This window comes from Asticcacaulis sp. AC466 (assembly GCF_000495815.1).
GTDB lineage: Bacteria > Pseudomonadota > Alphaproteobacteria > Caulobacterales > Caulobacteraceae > Asticcacaulis.
Map to the genome: position 1 here is coordinate 42,521 of NZ_AWGE01000006.1, position 21,656 is coordinate 64,176.

A 21,656-nucleotide genomic window follows, 5' to 3' on the forward strand; every position below is an offset into this window, starting at 1 on the left:
AACCATGCTTTTAACCCTTTTGATCGCTTTTCTGAGCTTCGTGATCCTGGCCAGCCTGGGCTACGCCATAACCGGTGGCGGAAGCGGATCTTCGGCAGCCCTGACCAAGCGCACCCAGACTATTGGCCTTGGAACCAGCACGCGCGCCAAGCACCGTCAAAAGGCTCAGGCAAAGACGCCGGAAGAGCGCCGCAAACAGATCAGCGAACAGCTCAAAGAGGCGGAAAAGCGTGAGCGCAAGGCGCGACTTACACTGCGTGCCCGCATGTTGCACGCGGGGCTTGAGCCGGACGTCGCCAAGTTCTGGATATTCAGTGCCATTCTGGGCGTCGTCGCCTTTTTCCCCCCTTTTATTTTTCTTGGCCAGATGCCGGTCTGGGGCCGTCTGTTGGTTGGACTGGGCGCATCGTTCATCGCTTGCTACGGCTTACCCCGTTGGGTGCTCGGCATGATGGCCGGCAAACGCGTCAAGAAATTCACCGAGGAATTTCCCAATGCCATGGATATTATTGTTCGCGGTATCAAATCGGGCTTGCCGGTCAATGATGGTCTGAAACTGGTTGCCAAGGAATGTCACGCGCCGCTCGGGCCGGAATTCCAAAGACTGGTCGAAAACGTAGGCGTCGGTATGTCGCTCGACGGTGCGCTGGAAAAAATGAGCGAGCGTATCCCGGCGCCGGAATTGCGCTTCTTCGCCATTGTCATTTCCATCCAGGCCAAGACCGGCGGCAACCTGTCGGAAGCGCTCGGTAACCTGTCGAACGTGCTGCGCGCGCGGAAGATGATGGGGGAAAAGATCAAGGCGCTGTCATCCGAAGCGATTGCCTCGGCCTCGATTATTGGGGTTCTGCCACCTGGCGTCGGCACTATGATCGCGTTGACGCGGCCGGAATATATCGCGCCGATGTTCACCGATGTCCGCGGGCAGCTGATGTTGTTGGGCGGCGCGGTTTGGATGTTCATGGGCATCATGATGATGCGCAAGATGATCAACTTTAAATTTTAGGGGGGCATATGAAAGACTTCGCTGCATTCATCATGAACCCCGGCAATCTGATCGCCGGCGTCGTGGCCATCCTGGCCTTTCTGACCTTTGTCACCTTGGGTCGCAGCATGACGTCGGGCGATCAGCTCGACAAACGTATGAAGTCGGTGGCCAACCGTCGTGAGGAACTGCGCCGACTGTCACGTCAGAATGTGGGCAAGGACGGTGCGGGCGGCTTGCGGCAAAGGGATGAAGGCCTGGCGCACAACGTCGTTGATCGTCTTAACCTGAAGACCCTTCTGGAAGACCCCAAGGTGGTCGAAAACCTGGCCATGGCGGGCTACCGCGGGCCCAAGCCTGTCTCCACCTTCTATTTCTTTCGCTTTGCCATGCCCTTCGTCTTGGGCGCCATTGCCGCCTTTGAGATGTTCGTGGTGGATGTCGGGCACTATTCGTTTCAGATCAAGATGTTGATCATAGTTGGAGCTTTCGTCATCGGCTATTATGCGCCGAACATCTATATCAAAAACCGCGCGACGAAGCGTCGTCTGTCGATCATGCAGGCCTTTCCGGACTCGCTTGATCTGTTGCTGATTTCGGTCGAAGCGGGTATGTCGATTGAAACGGCTCTGCAAAAAGTGGCTGCCGAAATGGGGCCGTCTTCGATCGAACTGGCCGAAGAACTGTCCCTGTTGGTGGCGGAGCTTTCCTATCTCCCAGAGCGTCGTCAGGCCTATGATGGGTTGGCCAGACGCACCGGCCATCCGGGTATTAAGTCGGTGTGTACGGCTATGGTGCAGGCGGAAAAATACGGCACCCCCCTCGGTACGGCCCTGCGTGTCATGGCCAAGGAAAACCGTGATATGCGTCTGTCGGCCGCCGAAAAGAAGGCCGCTGCATTGCCGGCGCAGCTAACCGTTCCGATGATTGTTTTCTTCCTGCCGGTGTTGTTCCTGGTCATTCTTGGACCGGTCGTTCTGCGCGTCACGGATATGCAAAAGGCTAAGCCGGATGCGCCTGTGATCAATGGCGTCAGCACGAAATAATAAACTTAATAAACTTATGTGTTCAAAAAAACAAAAGGCTTCGGGTGAATGTCCGAAGCCTTTTGTTTTCGGATAACAGGCACTGCCCGTTTCGGGACGTGTACGCCAGACGCTACAGGCGTCCTCAAACTCTTGTGGATATGGCGGTTTGAAATGACACGTCGTTAGAGATGAGGCACGCGAGTGCCCATGGTGTACATATAGAAAACGCGGAGCCTTGGCCCCGCGTTGTGTATTGTCATATTCAGTGAAACCTACTGACAGGCCAGGCACTCTTCGTAGTCGGTACGCGGCGTATCCATCTTTTCGACGACCTCGCGGGCTTCGGCGCCGGCGTGTGCTGCGCGCTGAACCGACTTAGAACGGAGATAGTATAGCGACTTGACGCCCTGTTCCCACGCAGTCCAGTGCAGCATGTGCAGATCCCACTTGTCGACATCGCCCGGCAGGAAGATGTTCAACGACTGCGACTGGCAAATTTCCGGCGTACGGTCGGCAGCCAGTTCAACCACCCAGCGCTGATCGATTTCGAAGGCGGTCTTGAACAGGTCTTTTTCATCCGGCGACAGGGCGTCCAGATGCTGGACGGACCCTTCATGCTGTACGATCGAGTCCCAGATTTCCGAGCTGTTCAACCCTTTTTCTTCGAGCAGGGCGACTAGATAAGGATTCTTGACGGCGAAGGACCCCGAAAGTGTCTTGTGCGTGTAGATGTTGGCCGGGATCGGCTCGATACCGGCTGAGGTGCCGCCGCAGATGATCGAAATCGAGGCGGTCGGGGCAATGGCCAGCTTGTGCGAGAAGCGTTCCATGACGCCGCGTTCCTCAGCATCGGGGCAGGCGCCGCGTTCTTCGGCCAGCTTGACCGACGCCTTGTCGGCTTCGCGGCGCAGATGCTTGAACAGGCGCATGTTCCATGACTTGGCCATGGCTGATTCGAAGGCCACGCCCTGGGCTTGCAGGAAGGAATGGAAGCCCATCAGGCCGAGGCCGACCGACCGTTCGCGCATGGCCGAGTAGATGGCGGGGTCCATGGACGACGGGGCGCACTGGATGAATTCCTCCAGAACGTTGTCGAGGAAACGCATGATGTCTTCGATAAAGCCCGGCTGATCGCGCCACTCCAGGAAGGTTTCGGCATTGACTGACGACAGGCAGCATACCGCTGTGCGGTCGCGGCCCTTGTGATCGACACCGGTATGCAGCATGATTTCCGAGCACAGGTTCGACTGGCGGACCTTCAGGCCCAGTTCGCGCTGGTGCGCGGGCATGGCACGGTTCACCGTGTCGGAGAAGATCAGGTAGGGTTCGCCGGTTTGCAGGCGAATCTCGAGGATTTTCTGCCACAGCGAACGGGCGTCGATGAAACGCAGGACTTCATTGTTCTTGGGCGAACGCAGGCCGAATGGTGTACCGTCGCGAACTGCTTCCATGAACTCGTCGGTGATGCCGATGCCGTGGTGCAGGTTGAGCGATTTGCGGTTGAAGTCGCCTGACGGCTTACGGATTTCGAGGAATTCTTCGATTTCCGGGTGGAAGACGTCGATATAGACGGCGGCCGAACCGCGACGCAAGCTACCTTGCGAAATGGCCAGGGTCAGCGAGTCCATGACGCGGATGAACGGAATGATGCCGGAGGTCTGGCCGGCGCCCTTGACCTTTTCACCAATGGAGCGGACGCCGCCCCAGTAAGTGCCGATGCCGCCGCCGTTGGAGGCGAGGGCGACATTTTCATTCCAGGTCGAGACGATGCCTTCGAGGTTGTCGGGCACGGCGTTGAGGAAGCACGAAATCGGCAGGCCGCGCGCCGCGCCGCCATTCGACAGGACTGGCGTCGCTGGCATGAACCAGAGGCGAGAGATGTAATCGTAGATGCGCTGGGCGTGCTCGGAGTCGTCGGCATAGGTGGTGGCGACACGCGCAAACATGTCCTGATAGGATTCGCCGGGCATCAGATAGCGGTCGTCTAGCGTCGTCTTGCCGAAATCGGTCAGCAGCGAATCGCGCGACGGGTCGGTGACGACATGCTTGACCAGCTTGAACTCCGGGCGCGCCTTGGGACGCACAGCCATATTCGCCTTGGTCGAGGGGGCTGCTGTTGATTCACGCTTGGCTGCTTCGTTCGCTGACATCTTCACTCTACCCTTAGTCTCAAACCGCTCCGTGCTCGGAGCTACCCATATGGGGGACGCAAACAACTATATCTAGTGTGTTGGGCGCCCCCGCCGTCGATATATGGGGCCATAGGCCAGAGTTTTCGTCAAGGATCAAGTCGATGTTTTGGCGAACTTTTTCGTTAATAAGGGGTTAAATTTCCGCTTTCTCCATACCGCTCAAAGGCTTGCGAATGCGACACGAATTTTCGCCCGATTCACGAAAGCTGTGAACGAATCGTCACACAGTTTGCGCCGGACCTTCGGACAGGTAGCGGTCAAGTTTATTGTGCCGGTCGACCAGCACGACGCTGGGGATAATCGGCGCGTCGGTCAGCTCGAAACCCATGATGATGATCTGTTCCGACTCACTGATCAGATGGGCGGCTGCACCGTTCATGGCGATGACGCCGGAATTGCGTTCGCCCTTGATGACGTAGGTTTCGAGGCGATGGCCGGATGTATTCGACACCACAAGGACGCGTTCGCCTTCCCAGAGGCCGACGGCCTCCATCAAGGATTCGTCTATGGTGATCGATCCAATATAGGCCAGATTGGCTTCGGTGACATAAGCGTTATGGATCTTCGAACGCAGAACGTGACGCATGGGACTACTCGCTAAGGACAGTTTCGGCTCCCTTACGCGCCCACGTCCCCTTCGTCCACCACGAAGATTTCGCTGCCAGGGTTGATGACGTAAAGTGTCTTTCGAGCGTCACGGGGGCTCCGCAGTGAAGCCTTACTCGCCCCACAGGTCGGTGACGTCGCCCTTGCGGTTGAGCATGTGGATGGCGCGCTTGATGACGGTCAGCACGTTTTCGACCCGGGCGTCCGATTCATAGGTCAGAGCCGCGCGATGCATGCCGTCAAGGGCGAACCGTGCCAGATCGCGGCTGGCCTGGAAGCGGGCGTCGGCCCCGGCCATGATAAAGCCGGGTGTAGCACGACCCATGGCGGCTTTGTCGAAGGCCTCCTGAGCGGGACGGATTGCCTTGGCAACTTCGCTGTCCTGTCGGCCGGCCCGCTCCAGCGCCAGAAATGCGGCAAACGGTACGGAACTCAGCAGGCGCCAATAGGCATCGATCGCGCCATCAAGGGCGTCCTGGCCGGGCTTCAGCTTCTTGGCTTCCGCCTCAAAGGCGACTTCGCGGGCGGCATGGATATGCCAGGCGGCGGCCTCAACCAGGTCTTCGCGGGTCGGAAAGTGGTACAGCATGGCGCCGCGTGTCAGGCCGCAGGCCTCGGCGATCGCAGCATTGCCGGAGCGGTCATAGCCCAACTCGGCGAACAGGCGCATGGCTGTTTCCAGAATTTGCACGCGGGTACGGCGCGATTTGGGCGTGTCTTTCGCCCCGCCGTCACGGGATGGCGTTTCTTTATCCCGCAGGTGCGCAAGTTTTGGTGGCTCGCTCATGGGTCTTTCTGGGGTCTTTCTGGAATCCCGTATATTGTCGTTTGACAATGGAGGTATCGGAATCCGTCCTCACATTTAAAAATAAGGGATTTTGGACTTTAAGCAAGCTGCAAACCGCGCGCCGGCCTGTGATTTTGTCTCCCTCTGTGTAATTTGTGCATAGCACAAGAAAATTCAGGTCGGCAAACAGCGATGACGGCTGTTGCTTGCCAATTCCGGACAAACCGGGCAATAGGGAGCTGAGACATCCGCCCCTGAGGACAGACGAATTTGCGTATCTTGCTGGCAACCGACGCGTGGGAACCTCAGGTGAACGGCGTGGTGACGACGCTCCGCCGCACTATCGAGGAGTGCGAAAAACTCGGTCACGAGTTCCATATCATTGACTACAACCAGTTTAAGACCGTGTCCTGGCCGGACTATCCGGAGGTCAAGCTCGCGCTCGGCTGTTACGAGGAGGTGCGTGGCATCATTCTCGACTATGAACCGGATGCTATCCATATCGCGACCGAAGGCTTTGTCGGCATGGCGGCCAGGCGTGTCTGCCAGGAATTCAAGCTGCCTTTCACGACCAGCTACCACACCAAGTTCCCTGAATATGTATCGGCGCGGCTGCCGATCCCATTGTCCTGGGGCTACGCCTTCATGCGCTGGTTCCACAAGCCGTCCGGCCGGGTGATGGTGGCGACGCCGACCCTGCAGAAGGATCTGGAGGCGCGCGGTTTCAAGAATATTTCGCCGTGGACGCGCGGTGTCGATACGGTGACCTTCAGGCCGGGCCTGGAGCCGATCTTTGGCGACCTGCCGCGTCCGATCATGACCTATGTCGGCCGGGTGGCAGTCGAAAAGAACATCGAAGCCTTCCTGTCGTTAGACCTGCCCGGCACGAAGGTGGTGGTGGGCAAGGGGCCACAATTGGAGGAGCTGAAGCTGAAATACCCGGATGTGGTTTTCACCGGGCCGCGCTTTGGTGAGGAATTGGCGCGTTCCTATGCGGATTCTGACGTCTTCGTCTTCCCGTCTCTGACGGATACCTTCGGCCTGGTGATTACCGAAGCCATGGCGGCGGGGACGCCGGTGGCGGCCTTCCCGGCGCACGGACCCATAGACATCATTCCGGGTTCCGGCGCGGGGGCGATCAATGACGATCTCTCCATTGCCATCCGGGAGGCCCTGAAGATCGACCGCGGCGATGTCCGCGCCTACGCCGAAAAGTTTTCCTGGCCGGAATGCGCCGCCGAGTTCATCCGCAACCTGGAGCCCTATCCTGAGCCGGCCAAAACAAAATTGTGGACGCGGCTGCGTCAGTTGCCGCGCAAGATCCGGCGCAAGCCAGAAGCGGCCTGATCAGACCCCTCGTTCGCCTGTCAACCGGGGTTGGATTGACGGTCGGCGGGCAGTTGCGGCGCAGTGTGCGCATCGAGCATACGTTGCTCGGCCCTGGCCTTTCTGAGCGCCAGGCGCGCTTTTTCGATCGTGTCCGTATTGCCGCCGCGCTCGGCCTCGGCCATGCCCACCGACGCCTGCATCAGCTTGATCGGAATGAAATGGGTATTGTCTTCTGGGGTGAAGCTCTTGATCCGCAGCGCGCCCAGAATACCACGCTGGCGGTCGCCATCGACACCGGCGGCGCGGCCGTAGCTCAGGAAGAAGGATCGAAGCTTCTCCTTGGTGACGGGGTCAAGATCCTGACTATAGATCAAGGCGTCGTCCGGAAGGGGATTGGAAGCCCAGATGACCTTAAGCTTTCGAAACGCCGCGTCGTCGGTTTGCTGGAGGGCGAACAGGGCAGTGGTGTCGGTCGCGGCGGCATCCAGCTTTCCGCTCAGCACGGCGGAAATATTGCCTTCAGGCGTCCCTGTGGTCATAGTCTTGAAGCATTGCGCCATTGCCAGATTTTGCGGCTGGAACAGATAGTATTGCGGCGCGAGGCCGGACGCGGGCGCGTCACGTTCACCCAGGGCAAATGTCAGCTTGCGGTCGCATTTCAGGAGATCTTCCGGCGTCACCTTTGACGTCGCCGGTACGACGATCAGTCCCTGCAACGCGGTGACGGCGTCTGCCCTCGCAAAGACCTCACCGTGGCCGCGTGTGATGGCCTCGATGCCTTTCAGGTCTGCGAACCACCCAATGTGAGCCTTGTGGGTGCGCAAGGCTTCGACCTGGGAGGCGTAATCTTCAGCGAAAACGGGTTTGACCTTTAAACCGGTCTGATCCGCCAGGTCATTGAGCAGCGGCATCCACGACGCCTCTGCCAGCGCCGCACTATCAGGCGACAATATGGAAAAGGTGATGTCTTTACGGGTACCGAGATCGGCCGTGCGCTCACAGGCGGCAAGCGCCCCCGCGCCAGTCGCCAGCAAACCGTATAAAAATGCCTTGCGAGATAAAGCCATCGGCAGCATGCCGCAGAGTTCCCATTGCTGTCTTTAGTTCCGCGCCCACAAGAAACATATGGGAAGTTTGCCGCCAGTGGCAACTGTTTTAACGGCCTGCCCTTGGCGGTCGCCGGGCGAAATTTTTTTACCGGCTATTCTTTACATAATTTCCTATTCCTCTATATAGGGCATTCTTCCGGCGGACCCCGAGTTCATACAGGTCCTGCCTCATTTTCCGCAAAAAGGTGATGTACCTTTCGCGGAATGAGGCTCAGGCATCGCTGCTAACGCCGGTCTGGGTTAACTTAATTTAGGGTGCACTGTGGTGGAAAACTACCAGTCAGCCCTGGACCTGGTCCGCAAGCAGCCTCCGGAACGTCCCGTCGCACTCGTGCGACGCGCGCCCGTAACAGTTGCCGCGCAATGGTTTCAGGCTAATTTCAAAGGCGATGTCTTTTATGCCGTGAAGGCCAATCCGTCTCCGTGGGTGCTTGAAACCCTGTGGGCGGCCGGTGTCCGGTCTTTCGATGTGGCCTCGATCCAGGAAGTCGAGTTGGTGCGTACCACGCTGCCGGCGGCGCGCCTGGCCTTCATGCATCCGGTCAAGAGCCGGGTATCGATCGCCCGTGCCTATTTCGATTTTGGTGTTCGGACCTTCTCGCTGGATACGCACGAAGAACTGGTCAAAATCCTGGATGCGACCAATCACGCCAAGGATCTGAACCTGATTGTGCGCCTGGCGACGTCGGGCGAGGGCTCGAACCTGCCCCTGACCAACAAGTTCGGCGCCCAGACTCACGAAGCGCCCAGCCTCTTGCTGGCCGCGCGTCAGGCGACCCAGGACATGATGGGTATCTCTTTCCATGTTGGGTCGCAATGCATGCGTCCGACCGCCTATGCGGCGGCCATGGCATCCGCCTCGCGGTCATTGGTCCGCGCCGGCGTCTTCGCCGATGTCGTCGATGTCGGTGGCGGCTTCCCGTCGGTATATCCCGGCATGATCCCGCCGGCTCTGTCGGAATATATGGACACCATCAACCGTGCCTTCAACGAAATGAAGGTGCATGATGAAACGCAGCTTTGGGCCGAGCCTGGCCGTGCGCTGGTGGCGGAATCGACCTCGGTCCTGACCAAGGTCGAGTTGCGCAAGGGCGATGCCCTGTATCTCAATGACGGTTCCTACGGCAATCTGTTCGATGCCACCCACGCCAAATGGCCTTTCCCGGTGCGCCTGCATCGTCAGGATGAGGCTGAGAGCGAGACCCTGAAGCCGTTCCGTTTCTACGGACCGACCTGCGATTCCATCGATTCCATGCCCGGCCCCTTCTGGCTGCCGGCAGATGTCGATGAAGGTGATTATGTCGAAATCGGCATGCTGGGCGCCTATGGCGTCACCATGGGTACGCGTTTCAATGGCTATGGTGAGACGGAGACGGTTTTCCTAGACGACGCGCCTATGGCGTCCCTGTTCGGCTTGGGGCCGCGTAGCCTGAGCAACCCGCGTTCGCTGTTCGATGTCGACGACAACAAGGTCGTCCGCCTCAATCGTCCTAAGGGCGGCAAGCGTGGTAAGAAGCGGGTCAAGGCCAAGGCATAGGATTTTTCAAGGCCGGTACGCGTACCGGCCTTGATTTTTACATCGCTATGTTACGCTTTAAGGCGGTATGCGCCCAGACATTAGGCCCCATTGAATGGACGCCCACGCAGTTTCCGAAAAACTAAAGCGCCGACGGGCCCTTGCGGCGGGTCTCCGACGGCGATTCCCCGAACAGCTCTGTGTAATACTGAGCAAATCTCCCGGCGTGGGGAAAGCCATGCGCCGCCGCGACGTCGGCGATGGAGCGGCCGTCGCGGCCTTCCATCAGTGCCTGACGCGTCATCTTCAGGCGCATGGTCCGCAAATAGGCGTGCGGCGTGACGTCAAGGTGAGCGCGGAAACTGGTTTCCAGTGTCCGGACGCTGATATTCGCCGCCTTTGCCACATCGGCCATGCTCGGGTTGTTACGCGCTTCGCGTTGCATGTAATCGCGCGCCAGCCGCAGATAATTCGGCATGGGGCCGGCCTTGGTCGTCTGCATGCGGTCCGAATAGCGGTGCGGGATGCTTTCCAGCAGCAGGTGACTGAAGGTCTCGACCAGGCGATGTTGCAGGCTGGGCGACAAGTCACGGCTCTGGAAGGTGAAGGCATCGGAACATAGGGTGGAAATCAAACGCGACAGGACACGCGCCTTGGGCGTGCCCAGATCGATGACCGGGCCGAGGCGCAGATCGCGTTCGACAGGTAGTTGCAGAATATCAAACAGGAAGCGCTGCACCCAGTTGAACGACACCTTGATGATATAGGCTTCGCAGGTTTGGCCGTCGGCGACGTGCGACACATGTGTCTCGCCCATCGGCTGGTAGATCATTGCCTGACCGGCGGTGACCTTCTGCACCGCATTTCCGCGACGCAGATTGAGATATCCCTTAACCGGCATGATAATAATGACATCGTGACTGGCGGTGGTTTGAATCTGCACGAAGCCTGAGGTCGAAATCAGGCGCGCCATATGGATTTGCGGGTCGTTGCGGTCTTCCTGGGATTTCAGAACGCCAAGGTTCATCTGCCATTGGAAGTCCGGGCCGTCACTTTCCTGAGCGCAGTTCCAGTGAAAGAATGTGCAGATGGCATCCTGGAATTTTTCAAAGCTGTCGCCGACGCATTGCCATGTTTCAACGGAATCCAACGGATTTCCTTCCATGACATTCTTCCCCGTAAACCGTTTTTGAGTGATCGACTGCTCGGAATCGGGTAGTAAAGGAAAAGCTTTCATGTGCAAAGGTAACACTTGTCCAGTAATGAAAGGCAAAAGCCGCTAAGCGAAAAAAACAACGTGGACCTAAAAATAATCCACAAAGTGAAAAATACAAAACTTAGAACGATTTAGAATTGTAGGTACTTTAAAAAAATATCCATAAAGAGCGAAATTTAATCCAAATGGCGCAATAGACTGTATCTCGATATTGGCGGTTCGATTTCAGCTCATGCCGCTGTTATCATAAATGTTTTGCGAAAATGCGGTAGATTTGGGCCGAATGCCGCGACCCAATCAAATCTTTACAAAGTCGAACGGTGTTCGATTGAAGTCATTTGCCAAAGTCGGGGCGATAGTCTATACGCGCCGCTCTGATAACCCTCCCCATCGCACCGTCTGGGGGATTGAGGGCAAATGACGGGCGTCCACCTTTACCCACCCCGCTGCCGGGGCGCTTCTCAAAGGAACGCAAACATGACTGCAGATACTGCACCTCTTTCCAACATTAAGGCCACGCTCCTCGCCGAGACGGTCGAACACGTCGACATCACATCCTATGATGCGCGTCCGATCATCGATTCGATGCGCAAGATGTCCTTCTCGTCGCGCGACACGGCGCGCGCTGCCGACATCTTCAACATGGCTCTCGCCGACAAGGGTTGCTCGACATGGCTGATTCTGGCCGGTTCGACCTCTGCCGGCGGCTGTATGCATGTCTATCGCGACATGGTGAAATTCGGCATGATCGACGCCGTGGTCGCCACGGGCGCGTCGATCGTCGACATGGATTTCTTCGAAGCCCTGGGTTTCAAGCACTATCAGGCCGCCGGCCAGGTTGACGACAATGTGCTGCGCGACAACTATATCGACCGTATCTACGATACCTATATCGATGAAGAAGAGTTGCAGAACTGCGATCACACAATTCTCGAAATCTGCAACCAGTTGGAACCGCGCCCCTATTCGTCGCGCGAATTCATTTGGGAAATGGGCAAATGGCTGGCCGCCGGTAACGCCAAGAAGCCGGGTTCACTGATCCAGACAGCCTACGAAGAGGGCGTGCCGATCTTCTGTCCGGCGTTTGTCGATTCTTCGGCCGGTTTCGGTCTGGTCAAGCACCAGAAAGAACGCATAGCCGCCAAGCAGCCTTACCTGACCATCGACGCGGTTGCCGATTTCCGTGAGCTGACGGATATCAAGATCGCTGCCGGCACGACCGGTCTGTTCATGGTCGGCGGTGGTGTTCCGAAGAACTTTGCCCAGGACACGGTTGTCTGCGCGGAAATCCTCGGCGTCGAAGCCGACATGCACAAATATGCGGTTCAGATCACCGTGGCTGACGTGCGCGACGGCGCCTGCTCGTCCTCGACGCTGAAGGAAGCGGCGTCGTGGGGCAAGGTTTCGACTACCTACGAACAGATGGTTTTTGCCGAAGCCACCACTGTCGTTCCGCTCATTGGATCCGACGCCTACCATCGCGGCGCCTGGCAAGGTCGTGAAAAGCCGCGTTGGGCCAAGCTGTTCGCGTAACCTCGGCATCTATGGCTTTGCGCAATAATGTGTTCAAAAATACGTGAGACCGAGAAAATATCCCTTATTTTGCGTAGATATTTTGTGCGTCGCACTAGCATTTTTTGCGCAAAGTATTAGATACAGTTCTAACGCAGACCGCTGAATGAGTGCTCTCATCCAGCAGTAAAGCAACAAGTTCGTCACCGGGATCATCCCCCCCCCTCGAAACCGGTGGCATGCGACGGAGACCATTGCCCCCCAATGGTCTCCGTTTTGCGTTTTGGGTGCCGGCAATGGTCGCAGACCATAGCACCCCATCAGGGTCTCTCGTCGTTTTGCGTTTTGGGTGTCGGCAATGGTCGCAGACCATGCACCCCATCAGGGTCTCTCATCGTTTTGCATTTTGCCCTATCCCTTTTGGGCCCGCGCCGAAGACCGCCGATCAGTGTCCCGGCTTGCGCGTGTAGACGTTAAAGCCGTCCCAATCCCCCCGAACCGTAGAGACGTGGACGTAGTCTGCATCCAGCCGCTTGTATATCTGCGGTATACGATCGCGGTTGAGACAGCCCATCACATAGGCCATATCCGATAGCAGGATGTATTGCGGACGGCTGTCAAAGGCGGCGCCCAGGGGATCAGCATCGGGTGTGGGGAAATTGCACAGGAGGTGCATGGCGTTGAAGTATTTTGCCTTTGGCAGGGTCTGGGTAAACAGGTAGACGTAGTGCCCGCGGCTCAGGACCAGAAGGTTGTCGCCGGGCTTTATGCCCTGCTTGCGAAGGCTTTCCGCCGCAAGAACACTGGCCCTGTAATCCGGGATCGCCAGGTATCCGCCGGGAAACAGGTCTTCCCGTTCCATGATCATTGGCTGCGCGACGGCGGCCGTCATGTAGAGCGCCATGTAGAGGTTGCGTTGCCGGCGCTTGAAGTCGATGCCGTGGCACAGGACGCCGACAAACAGGATCAGTGTTGGCGTCATCAACGGGAACCCGCAATACAGATCGGGCGATTTGACCATCAATACGCCGATGGCTGCCATGATATACCATAAAAGGGTGAGGGTGATCAGGGGCGGAGCGACGGCGCGTACGCGCCCCAGTCGCAGCACGGCCAGAAGGGCGCCCGCCGTGATCACCAGAAGCGGCTTGATCATGACCAGAAAGTTTAAAGGCCGCCGAAAGACTTTTATCAGGGGCGATGCCGTCTGGCTCCACATGTCGAGCTGCGACCGCTGCAAGGCGGACATCACCACACCGTTAAACGCCTCGGTGAAATGGCCGGCGGCCGCAAAATACAGTCCGAAGCCGAGCGTGGGGAGGGTCGCGACACCACAGAACACGGCCAGAGGCCACACGATCTTGCGCTGCCAGCACTGCCAGGCCAGCCATCCGAACAGGGCCAGGCCTTCGAAGGCAGCGGTCTGTTTGACCATGACGGCGCAGCCGATCATCAGGCCGCTGCGCGCCAGCATGCCCAGTGCGCACCGTTCATCGGCCCGCCCGGCGTCAAGCATAAGCCGGAAAGCTGCGACGGTAAGCGCCATCTGGATATGCTGTGTCGGGAAGGTAGTGCCTTCCTGGAACAGGGAATAGACCGGGTAGAGACCCGCCGCCCAAAAGGCCATGGCCTGCGATCCGCGATCTGTCAGCATCCGGTGCAGGCTATAGGCGCCCCAGGCAATGAACAGGATCTCTATCGCCTTGACTTGCGCCAGTCCCGAACCGACGACAAACTGGACAGCGGCAAAGAGGGCGAACATGCCTGGCGCCTTGATGTCGTAACTGGCCACATAGGGCAGCTCCCCGCGCAGCCATCGGCTGGCAACCACACTGAAGAAGGCTTCGTCATCGCCGATCACATGTATGAAGGGGAGGCGAACAGCGAGGGTCCACAGCAACAGCACAAGCCCGGTGGTCAGACGGGGGTGTTGTTCCGCAGTTTGACGCAGAACGCCCAGGAGGCGCGGACGGGCTTCTATCTGAGGCGAGATCGAGGGCATCAGGCGGTATACAGGTTAAACCTGAAAAATATGGTTACTCGCACGCCGGACGCGCCTTAAGGCACCGTAAGAGAAATTAACACCGCCTTAAGTCGTGTTAACCATTTAAATACCTGAAATAGCTAAGCCTTGGGCATGACCACGCCGATTCGCCCCTCACTCGCCCAAATGCTTAATCCGCAGGCGGCCGCACCCAAACCGGTCCAACCGGAAGGTGGCTTCGCTAGTGCGCTTGCCGCGCAAAAGGCGTTTTTCCAGCAGGTCACTGCTCCCAAGGTGACGCCGGCCACCTATACCGCCGCCGATGTCGCCAAGGCGACGGCCCCAGTGCAAACCAGTGTAAAGACCAGCGCGTCTCCAGCGACCACACCTCCAACACAGTCGGCCGATCAGCCGTTGCGTCGTCCCGGCTCCTATCTGAACATAGTGGTTTAGACCGAAACGGCCTTTACGACCGGCGCATGGACCAGTTCCTCGGTGGTGGCATCTTCCGAGACGCCTTCAGACAGGGGCGGGAAGGGCAGCTTCTTCATCTTCTTGCCCGACACCTTGTCTTTTTTCTTGCCGCCCTTCTTTTCCTTTACAGGCTTTTCGACATCGCTGACGGTGTCTTTGCGCGGCTTGATTTCACCCGACAGGGCCTCTTCCCGGGCGGCGGTCAGCTTGCGCAGCAGCTTGACGAAGCTGTCACGCTTGGGGGCGGACAAGAGGCTGAGAATTTTTTCATCGGCGGCGGCAACGCGCGGTTCCATTTCGGCGAGAGCCGCCTTACCGCCTGGTGCGATCTGGACCAGATTGGCGCGGGCGTCGGTCACGGACCGTTCGCGTGCCACCAACTCCTTGGCCAGCATGCGCGACACCAGGTCGGCCAGGGTTGAGCGATCGATGCCCGTCACCCGGACTAGATCGGTCTGGGACAGGCCTTCCGAACCCTCCAGGGCTTTCAGGACGGCATATTGCCGTTGCGACAACGCCCCTTCGCCCGCTTCCTCGCTGTAGATATCAAGCGCAATTTGTAGCACCCGGTGCAACAAATGCGACGGCGAGGTATCGAGCCCATTTTTCGACATGACCTTGTCGCCGTGCTTTGATTTTTTCATGATGTCCAGCCGCTTTCTTTTTGCCGCGCCATATAGTGACATGACTATATGACGTATTCACGACATTTCAATCAGAACACGGAGTAAATAATCAATCCGCTTTTTCCTCTGGCGGAGTTTCGAGGTTCTTCATCAGGAATGGGAGCAGAACAATCGAAAAGGCGATAGGCCCGCCGATCATGGACACCAGTTTCCACGTCACCCAGAAGTTGTTGTCTTGCGTGCGCCAGATGACTTCGTTGGCTGCGGCCATGGCATAGTAGAATAAGGCATAATAGACGGTCAGCTTCGGCCAGGCGGCCGCCTTGAGCTTTAGGCTGTCGCCGAGCAGGGCCTTCAACGGCTCCTTTTTCAGCACCAGCGCCCCGAGCAGGATCGAGCCGATGATGACGTCGACAATGGTCATCTTGATCTTGACGAAGGTCGGATCCTTGAAGACGACCGTCAGCACACTGAACGGGATGGTGATCAGGCAGGACATCAGCGGTATCCACGCCACCCGCTTTTCCATGATGAAGCCGGCGATCAAGGCAACCACGGATGCAGCGCCGAGCACGCCCGATGCCCATACCAAAGCTTCAGACTTATCCGTGAGCTTCAGTGTCGAGCAGGCGAAAAAGGTCAGACCGAATGCCAAGATAGGCCCGTAGTCCACGGCCATTTTGAGGTAGTTTTGCTTCGGCGCTTCGGCTTTTAGTGCGAGCTCCGGATTGGTTTCGCCCAGTTTCTCTGCCAGCTTTCCCATGGCGCGATCGACAATCTGATCGCCAGCCTTGATTTCCGTACCCAGATCAATGGGCTCATGACCTTCTGGGGGTTCGGTTCGGGACGTCATTGCGTATCTCCCAACGGCTCGAGGCCGACCATGGAGCGCGCGAAGTCACGCGCCTTGAAATCGTGCAGGTCCTCGATGTCTTCGCCGACACCGATCAGCTTGATGGGGGCGTCCGAGGCCTTGGCGATAGGGATCAGAATGCCGCCGCGTGCCGTGCCGTCCAGCTTGGTCATGACCAGGCCGGACACGAAGGCTTGGCGGCCGAAAATCTGTTCCTGGCTGAGCGCGTTGCGCCCGACCGTGGCGTCGAGCACCAGAAGGGTCTCGTGCGGGGCCTCAGGATCGACCTTCTTGATGACGCGGACGACCTTCAACAGTTCGTCCATCAGTTGCTGCTTGTTCTGCAAACGGCCGGCGGTGTCGATCAATACCACGTCATAGCCTTCTTCCTTCGCCTTGACGAAGGAGTCGTAGGCCAGTCCGGCGGCATCTGCCCCGGTCTTGCGGCCCATGAAATCGGCATTGGCGCGCTGGGCCCAGACCTTGAGCTGCTCGACGGCCGCCGCGCGGAACGTGTCGCCGGCGACGATAAGCACCTTGGCGCCGCTCTTGGTCAGCTTGGCCGCGATCTTGCCGAGCGTAGTGGTCTTTCCCGACCCATTGACCCCGACAAACAGTACGACATAGGGACGTGGGCCGGCGAGAGGATCGAAAATGCCTTCGTGTCCGGACAGTTCGTCGGCCAGGGCGTCGGCCAGGGCGGAGCGGACGGCATTCGGGTCCTTGGCCGAAGAAAAGCGCTGCTGCGCCATCTTGCCGGCAATAGTGGCGGCAATCTGCGGCCCCAGGTCGCTTTCGACCAGCAGGTCTTCCAATTCCTCAAGCGCGGCATCGTCCAGCGCTTCCTTTTGCTGGAATACCTGGGTGACGGATTCGGTCAGGGTTTGCGAGGTGCGGGACAGGCCCGCGGTCAGGCGCTGAAACCAGCCTTTTTTCTTATCTTCGCTCATACCGCCTGCTGTAGCTGAGTTTGGGCCAGCGTGCCAATGACATGTTTGCCATCGTGGCCGTGGATACGGATGTCGCTGAGGCCGCCGACCGTCGCTTCGCCGTCAAAGACGACTTCGGTGAAGTCGGCGGCGCGGGCAAAGCCGGGCTTTTCGACGACGCACGACAAAACGCGGCCGTGCTGGCGCGCCAGATGACGTGTCAGGGCCTCTTCGGCCTTGGCGCGCAACCGGGCGGCGCGCTCCTTGATTAGCGGGCGCGGCAGTTGCGGCATCTTTGCCGCCGGGGTCTGCGGACGCGGGCTGTAGGGAAAGACGTGAACGAATGACAGGTCACAGGCATCGACCAGTGACACGGCATTGGCGAACATCTCTTCGGTCTCGGTCGGAAAGCCAGCAATCATGTCGGCGCCGAAGCTGATATCCGGGCGGGCGCGGCGCACCTTTTCGACCAAAGCGATGGCATCGGCGCGCAGGTGACGGCGCTTCATCCGCTTAAGGATCATGTCATCGCCATGTTGCAGCGACAGATGCAGGTAAGGGGCCAACCGTTCTTCCTCGGCGAAGGTGCGCAGCAGCGTATCGTCGATTTCGGCGGCGTCGATGGAAGATAGACGCAGGCGCTTGAGGTCGGGCACGTGCTTCAGGATGCGCGTCACCAGATGGCCCAGTTGCGGATTGCCGGGCAAATCGCCCCCCCAGGAGGTCAGGTCAACACCGGTCAAGACAATTTCGTTATAGCCCTGGGCCACCAGGGTTTGGGTCTGCGAAATCACATCGCCTGCCGCTGCCGAGCGCGAATTGCCGCGGCCATAGGGGATGATGCAGAAGGTACAACGGTGGTCGCAGCCATTCTGAACCTCGACAAAAGCGCGGGCGCGGTCCTTCAGTCCGTCGATCAGGTGGCCGGCCGTGGTCTTGACGCTGAATACGTCGTTGACGACGACGCGCGCCGAATCGGGCGTCAGCCGGTAAGCACCGGCCTTTTGCTTGTCGGCATTGCCGATGACGAAATCGACCTCGGCCATATTCGCGAAGGTGTCGGGATCGGTCTGGGCGGCGCAACCGGTAACGATCAGGCGCGCGTCGGGATTTTCCTTACGGGCGCGACGGATGGCCTGGCGCGCCTGGCGCACGGCTTCGCCCGTTACGGCGCAGGTGTTGAAAATGATGGCGTTGTCCAGCCCGTCCTCGGCGGCGGTCTTGCGGATGACCTCGCTTTCGTAGGAATTCAGGCGGCAGCCAAAGGTAACGACATCGACCTTGCTCACAATTGCCCCTCGAACTCGACCTCGATCGGCCCGGTCATGATGACATGGTCGTTTTCGGCCCAGGCAATATGCAGTGGGCCGCCGTCCATGATGATGGTGGCGGCGCGATCGGTCAGGCCACGCCGGACGGCGGCGACCAGTGTGGCGCAGGCACCGGTGCCGCACGCCTTGGTAATCCCCGCGCCGCGTTCCCATACGCGCATGCGAACGGTCTGGCGGTCGATCACCTGGGCGAATTCGACATTGACGCCTTCCGGGAACAGGGGGTGGTTTTCGATCAGCGATCCGGTCGCGGTGACATCGACCGTCGCTATGTCATCGACGAAAAAGACGACGTGCGGATTGCCCATGCTGACCGCCACCGGCGTGTGGTACAGCGGCGCATCGATCGGGCCGACCTGCAATTCCAGCTTGGCGGTATTCATTTCTTCGGCCAACGGGATTTGCCGCCAGTCCAGGCCCGGTTTGCCCATATCGACGCTGGCCGTCCCGGTCCGGGCATCGGCGCGAAGCACGCGGGCGCGGGCCTGACCGCCAAGGGTGTCTATCTTCAGCGTCCGATCGCTGGCATCGCGGTTGAGGTACCAGGCGACGCATCGCAAAGCATTGCCGCAGGTCTCCACCGTACCGCCGTCCGTGTTCCACACGCGCATGAAGGCGTCGCCTTCGGCGCTGCCTTCTATGGCGATCAACTGATCAAAGCCGATGCCGGACGCGCGGTCGCCCCAGGCGCGGATCTGCTCCGGCGCGGGTGCGAAAGCCTGATCGCGGGCATCGATGACAATGAAATCATTGCCAAGGCCATTCATCTTTAGAAAGGGGCGGGTCATGGTCAGCGTGCGGTCACTTGATTAAGTGTATCGTCACTTAGGCGTGACAATGGCGCTATATAGTCGCAAAACCGGCATAAATGTAGGATTTTGTGAAAATAATGCCCTCGTATTGCGCAGAGGAAGAGCGCCCACGTGATCGCGGTCATGCTTGAGGCTTTATCCGGGCGTTCGAAGGCCAGCGGGAGGCTGACCTTCGAACGCCTGAATCGGAGTGGCGCTGACGCTTAGGCGAAACCGCGCTGACGCATCAGGGCGTCGCGATTGACGTCGCGGCCGAGGAAGTTGCGATAGGCGACGTCCTGCGGAATGGTGTCACCGACGCTGAGGATATGGTCGAAATAATTCTTCGCCGTCGGTCCCTCGAACGGGCCGCCTTCCTTCATGAACTTTTCATAGGCGTCGGCGACCAGGGCATCCGACCACAGATAGCTGTAATAGCCGGCCGAATAGTCGTCCGATGAGAAGATGTGCGCGAACTGGGTCGGGCGGTGACGCATGACGATTTCCTTCGGCATGTTCAGCTTGGTCAGTTCGGTCTTTTCGAAGGCGTCGATATCGATGTCGGCTTCACCGGCCAGGTGATACTTCATATCGATCAGGGCGCAGGCCAGGTATTCGACCGTGGCAAAGCCCTGGTTGAACTTCGACGACCGGACCAGCTTTTCCTGTAACTCTTTCGGCATCGGCTTGCCGGTTTCGTAGTGGATGGCGAACTGGTTGAGCACGACTGGCAGGGGCAGCCAGTGTTCGTTGAGCTGCGACGGGAACTCGACAAAATCGGTCGCGGTATTGGTGCCGGCCTGCGACGGATACCAGGCGTTTGACGACAGGGCGTGTATGGCGTGGCCGAATTCATGGAACATGGTTTCGGCATCGTCCCACGAAATCAGGATGGGCTGGCCTGGCTGCGCCTTGATGAAGTTGCAGTTGTTGGAGCAGATGCAGATGTGTTTGAGCATCCCGGACTGCGACTGGTATTCGGTTTCCCACGCGCCCGATGATTTGCCTTCGCGGGCATAGGGGTCGTAATACCAGACGCCGACCTGCTTGCCGGCCCGCATGACCTTATAGGTGGTGACATCGGGATGGAAGACAGGGACGTCGGTGATTTTGATGAACTCAAACCCGTACATCTTGTTGGCGCACCAGAACATGGCGTCTTGAATCTTGTCGAGTTGCAGGTACGGCTTAATTTCCGACTCATCGAGATCGTATTTCGCCTTCTTCACCTTCTCGGCATAGAAGCGGTAATCCCATGGCGCGATCGTAATATTGGCCCCTTCGGAATCGGCGATCTTTTGCATGTCGGCCACTTCTTCGTGGACACGATTGACGGCGGGGCCCCAGACGGCTTCCATCAGGTTCATGGCGTTTTCCGGCGTCTTGGCCATGGCGATTTCCAGGCGCCAGTGCGCATGGGTCGGGTAGCCATAGAGCTTGGCGCGGCGGGCGCGCAGCTTGAGTATTTTCGCCCCGATCGCCTTGTTGTCCCACTGATCGTTATTGTCGCCGCGCATGACATAGGCGCGCCAGATTTTTTCACGCAGGTCACGGCGTGTCGAATAGGTGGTGAAGGGCTCCATGGCTGAACGGGTATTCTGTACGGCGTATAGCCCGTCCTTGCCCAGATCCTTCGCCTTGGCGGCCAGGGCGGCGATGAAGTTTTCGGGCAGACCCGCCAGATCGTCCTTGGTGATGAAGGTCGCTTGCGCTTCGTCGTGCTTCAGGTTTTTGGAGAAGGCGTCGAACAGGGTGGCCAGTTGCTGGTTGATGTCGGCCACTTCCTTTTTCTGCTCGGGGGTCAGTTTGGCGCCGGCGCGGACGAAACTTTTGTACTTTTTCCACAGAAGGCGGTCCTGCTGCGGGTTGAGCTTCAGTGTGTCACGCTGGTTGTAGACGGCTTCGATGCGTTGAAACAGGTCGGGGTTCTGCTTGATCTCATCGCCGAATGCGGCCTTGACAGGTGACAGTTTGGCAGACACGGCCTGGAAGTCATCGGTCGACAGGTTGGAATCCCAGACGCTGTAAACCGATCCGACGCGGTCATAGGCCTGGCCTGAGAGTTCGAAGGCCTCGATAATGCTCTGGAAGGTCGGCGCCGAACGCTTCATGGTGATGGCGCGGATCTCGGCGCGCATGTCGTCCATGGCGGCCAGGGTTGCCGGTTCGAAATCGGCGATCTTTACCTTGTCGAAGGGCGGCACGCCGCCATAGGGACCGCTCCACGGCTGGGTCAGATAGGCAGACGCGATCGCGCCGCCGCCCTGTGCAAAAACGGGCGCGGCAAACGCAACAGTACTGGCCCCGGCCATCAGGCCCAGTGCGGTGCGGCGGTTCATATTCGACATGCGGGTGTCCCTTCGGGTACGCGTTTGTTTACTTTGACTA

Annotated in this window: 18 protein-coding genes; 6 read left to right on the forward strand and 12 right to left on the reverse strand. The window is 58.6% G+C overall.

Annotated elements, in window-relative coordinates:
* The first annotated feature begins 4 nt into the window (after positions 1-4).
* Entirely contained in the window at positions 5-1,006 is a 1,002-nt protein-coding gene (locus AEAC466_RS29035) for a type II secretion system F family protein (protein ID WP_023457294.1), read from the forward strand.
* Between the two features lie 8 nt (positions 1,007-1,014).
* Entirely contained in the window at positions 1,015-2,031 is a 1,017-nt protein-coding gene (locus AEAC466_RS29040; RefSeq protein WP_023457295.1) for a type II secretion system F family protein, read from the forward strand.
* 254 nt (positions 2,032-2,285) lie between these two features.
* Here the strand turns inward: AEAC466_RS29040 and AEAC466_RS29045 are convergent, their stop codons facing one another.
* The 3 genes from AEAC466_RS29045 to AEAC466_RS29055 form a co-directional block, all read right to left on the reverse strand.
* Positions 2,286-4,103: a ribonucleoside-diphosphate reductase subunit alpha gene (locus AEAC466_RS29045; RefSeq protein WP_155913550.1), complete on the reverse strand. Its 1,818-nt coding sequence runs from the start codon at positions 4,101-4,103 to the stop codon at positions 2,286-2,288.
* 322 nt (positions 4,104-4,425) lie between these two features.
* Positions 4,426-4,791 carry an aspartate 1-decarboxylase gene (panD, locus tag AEAC466_RS29050; protein ID WP_023457297.1) on the reverse strand — a complete coding sequence of 122 codons (366 nt, stop codon included), beginning with the start codon at positions 4,789-4,791 and terminating at the stop codon, positions 4,426-4,428.
* A 132-nt stretch (positions 4,792-4,923) separates the two neighbouring features.
* Positions 4,924-5,598: a TetR/AcrR family transcriptional regulator gene (locus AEAC466_RS29055; protein ID WP_023457298.1), complete on the reverse strand. Its 675-nt coding sequence runs from the start codon at positions 5,596-5,598 to the stop codon at positions 4,924-4,926.
* Between the two features lie 270 nt (positions 5,599-5,868).
* On the opposite strand from AEAC466_RS29055, the gene AEAC466_RS29060 reads away from it, so the two are divergent.
* Entirely contained in the window at positions 5,869-6,945 is a 1,077-nt protein-coding gene (locus tag AEAC466_RS29060) for a glycosyltransferase family 4 protein (protein WP_023457299.1), read from the forward strand.
* Between the two features lie 20 nt (positions 6,946-6,965).
* Here AEAC466_RS29060 and phnD read toward each other — a convergent pair whose 3' ends face one another.
* Positions 6,966-7,994: a phosphate/phosphite/phosphonate ABC transporter substrate-binding protein gene (phnD, locus tag AEAC466_RS29065; protein WP_162148935.1), complete on the reverse strand. Its 1,029-nt coding sequence runs from the start codon at positions 7,992-7,994 to the stop codon at positions 6,966-6,968.
* Positions 7,995-8,301: 307 nt separating this feature from the next.
* On the opposite strand from phnD, the gene AEAC466_RS29070 reads away from it, so the two are divergent.
* Positions 8,302-9,573: a type III PLP-dependent enzyme gene (locus AEAC466_RS29070; protein ID WP_023457301.1), complete on the forward strand. Its 1,272-nt coding sequence runs from the start codon at positions 8,302-8,304 to the stop codon at positions 9,571-9,573.
* A gap of 121 nt (positions 9,574-9,694) precedes the next feature.
* Here the strand turns inward: AEAC466_RS29070 and AEAC466_RS29075 are convergent, their stop codons facing one another.
* Positions 9,695-10,717 (reverse strand): AraC family transcriptional regulator, encoded by a 1,023-nt coding sequence (locus tag AEAC466_RS29075; protein WP_023457302.1) that lies wholly within the window; start codon positions 10,715-10,717, stop codon positions 9,695-9,697.
* A gap of 528 nt (positions 10,718-11,245) precedes the next feature.
* Between AEAC466_RS29075 and AEAC466_RS29080 the strand changes: the two genes are divergently transcribed.
* Positions 11,246-12,301: a 1,9-bis(guanidino)-5-aza-nonane synthase gene (locus AEAC466_RS29080; RefSeq protein ID WP_023457303.1), complete on the forward strand. Its 1,056-nt coding sequence runs from the start codon at positions 11,246-11,248 to the stop codon at positions 12,299-12,301.
* A gap of 424 nt (positions 12,302-12,725) precedes the next feature.
* Here AEAC466_RS29080 and AEAC466_RS29085 read toward each other — a convergent pair whose 3' ends face one another.
* A complete protein-coding gene (locus AEAC466_RS29085; protein ID WP_023457304.1) occupies positions 12,726-14,282 on the reverse strand; it encodes an ArnT family glycosyltransferase in 1,557 nt (518 codons plus the stop codon).
* A gap of 135 nt (positions 14,283-14,417) precedes the next feature.
* Here AEAC466_RS29085 and AEAC466_RS29090 point away from each other — a divergent pair, with 135 nt between their 5' ends.
* A complete protein-coding gene (locus AEAC466_RS29090) occupies positions 14,418-14,717 on the forward strand; it encodes a hypothetical protein (protein WP_023457305.1) in 300 nt (99 codons plus the stop codon).
* Here the strand turns inward: AEAC466_RS29090 and AEAC466_RS29095 are convergent.
* The 6 genes from AEAC466_RS29095 to AEAC466_RS29120 form a co-directional block, all read right to left on the reverse strand.
* Positions 14,714-15,382, reverse strand: a complete 669-nt coding sequence (locus AEAC466_RS29095; RefSeq protein WP_023457306.1) for a MarR family winged helix-turn-helix transcriptional regulator — start codon at positions 15,380-15,382, stop codon at positions 14,714-14,716. The genes AEAC466_RS29090 and AEAC466_RS29095 overlap by 4 nt on opposite strands.
* A 91-nt stretch (positions 15,383-15,473) precedes the next feature.
* Positions 15,474-16,217, reverse strand: a complete 744-nt coding sequence (locus AEAC466_RS29100) for an inner membrane-spanning protein YciB (protein ID WP_023457307.1) — start codon at positions 16,215-16,217, stop codon at positions 15,474-15,476.
* Positions 16,214-17,167, reverse strand: a complete 954-nt coding sequence (gene ftsY, locus AEAC466_RS29105) for a signal recognition particle-docking protein FtsY (protein ID WP_023457308.1) — start codon at positions 17,165-17,167, stop codon at positions 16,214-16,216. Before ftsY ends, AEAC466_RS29100 begins: the two co-directional genes overlap by 4 nt.
* Complete coding sequence (gene mtaB / locus AEAC466_RS29110; RefSeq protein WP_023457309.1) at positions 17,164-18,435, reverse strand: tRNA (N(6)-L-threonylcarbamoyladenosine(37)-C(2))-methylthiotransferase MtaB; 1,272 nt, start codon at positions 18,433-18,435, stop codon at positions 17,164-17,166. The genes ftsY and mtaB overlap by 4 nt, the downstream gene beginning before the upstream one ends.
* Positions 18,432-19,265 (reverse strand): diaminopimelate epimerase, encoded by an 834-nt coding sequence (gene dapF, locus AEAC466_RS29115; protein ID WP_023457310.1) that lies wholly within the window; start codon positions 19,263-19,265, stop codon positions 18,432-18,434. The genes mtaB and dapF overlap by 4 nt, the downstream gene beginning before the upstream one ends.
* A gap of 227 nt (positions 19,266-19,492) precedes the next feature.
* Complete coding sequence (locus AEAC466_RS29120) at positions 19,493-21,607, reverse strand: M3 family metallopeptidase (RefSeq protein ID WP_035429438.1); 2,115 nt, start codon at positions 21,605-21,607, stop codon at positions 19,493-19,495.
* Positions 21,608-21,656: the final 49 nt, after the last annotated feature.

Excerpts from the sequence above, each read along its gene's own strand:
- AEAC466_RS29035 (WP_023457294.1), top strand. The coding sequence starts at position 5 with ATGCTTTTAACCCTTTTGATCGCTTTTCTGAGCTTCGTGATCCTGGCC.
- AEAC466_RS29040 (WP_023457295.1), top strand. The coding sequence starts at position 1,015 with ATGAAAGACTTCGCTGCATTCATCATGAACCCCGGCAATCTGATCGCC.
- AEAC466_RS29045 (WP_155913550.1), bottom strand. The coding sequence starts at position 4,103 with ATGGCTGTGCGTCCCAAGGCGCGCCCGGAGTTCAAGCTGGTCAAGCAT.
- panD (WP_023457297.1), bottom strand. The coding sequence starts at position 4,791 with ATGCGTCACGTTCTGCGTTCGAAGATCCATAACGCTTATGTCACCGAA.
- AEAC466_RS29055 (WP_023457298.1), bottom strand. The coding sequence starts at position 5,598 with ATGAGCGAGCCACCAAAACTTGCGCACCTGCGGGATAAAGAAACGCCA.
- phnD (WP_162148935.1), bottom strand. The coding sequence starts at position 7,994 with ATGGCTTTATCTCGCAAGGCATTTTTATACGGTTTGCTGGCGACTGGC.
- AEAC466_RS29075 (WP_023457302.1), bottom strand. The coding sequence starts at position 10,717 with ATGGAAGGAAATCCGTTGGATTCCGTTGAAACATGGCAATGCGTCGGC.
- AEAC466_RS29080 (WP_023457303.1), top strand. The coding sequence starts at position 11,246 with ATGACTGCAGATACTGCACCTCTTTCCAACATTAAGGCCACGCTCCTC.
- AEAC466_RS29085 (WP_023457304.1), bottom strand. The coding sequence starts at position 14,282 with ATGCCCTCGATCTCGCCTCAGATAGAAGCCCGTCCGCGCCTCCTGGGC.
- AEAC466_RS29090 (WP_023457305.1), top strand. The coding sequence starts at position 14,418 with ATGACCACGCCGATTCGCCCCTCACTCGCCCAAATGCTTAATCCGCAG.
- AEAC466_RS29095 (WP_023457306.1), bottom strand. The coding sequence starts at position 15,382 with ATGAAAAAATCAAAGCACGGCGACAAGGTCATGTCGAAAAATGGGCTC.
- AEAC466_RS29100 (WP_023457307.1), bottom strand. The coding sequence starts at position 16,217 with ATGACGTCCCGAACCGAACCCCCAGAAGGTCATGAGCCCATTGATCTG.
- ftsY (WP_023457308.1), bottom strand. The coding sequence starts at position 17,167 with ATGAGCGAAGATAAGAAAAAAGGCTGGTTTCAGCGCCTGACCGCGGGC.
- dapF (WP_023457310.1), bottom strand. The coding sequence starts at position 19,265 with ATGACCCGCCCCTTTCTAAAGATGAATGGCCTTGGCAATGATTTCATT.
- AEAC466_RS29120 (WP_035429438.1), bottom strand. The coding sequence starts at position 21,607 with ATGAACCGCCGCACCGCACTGGGCCTGATGGCCGGGGCCAGTACTGTT.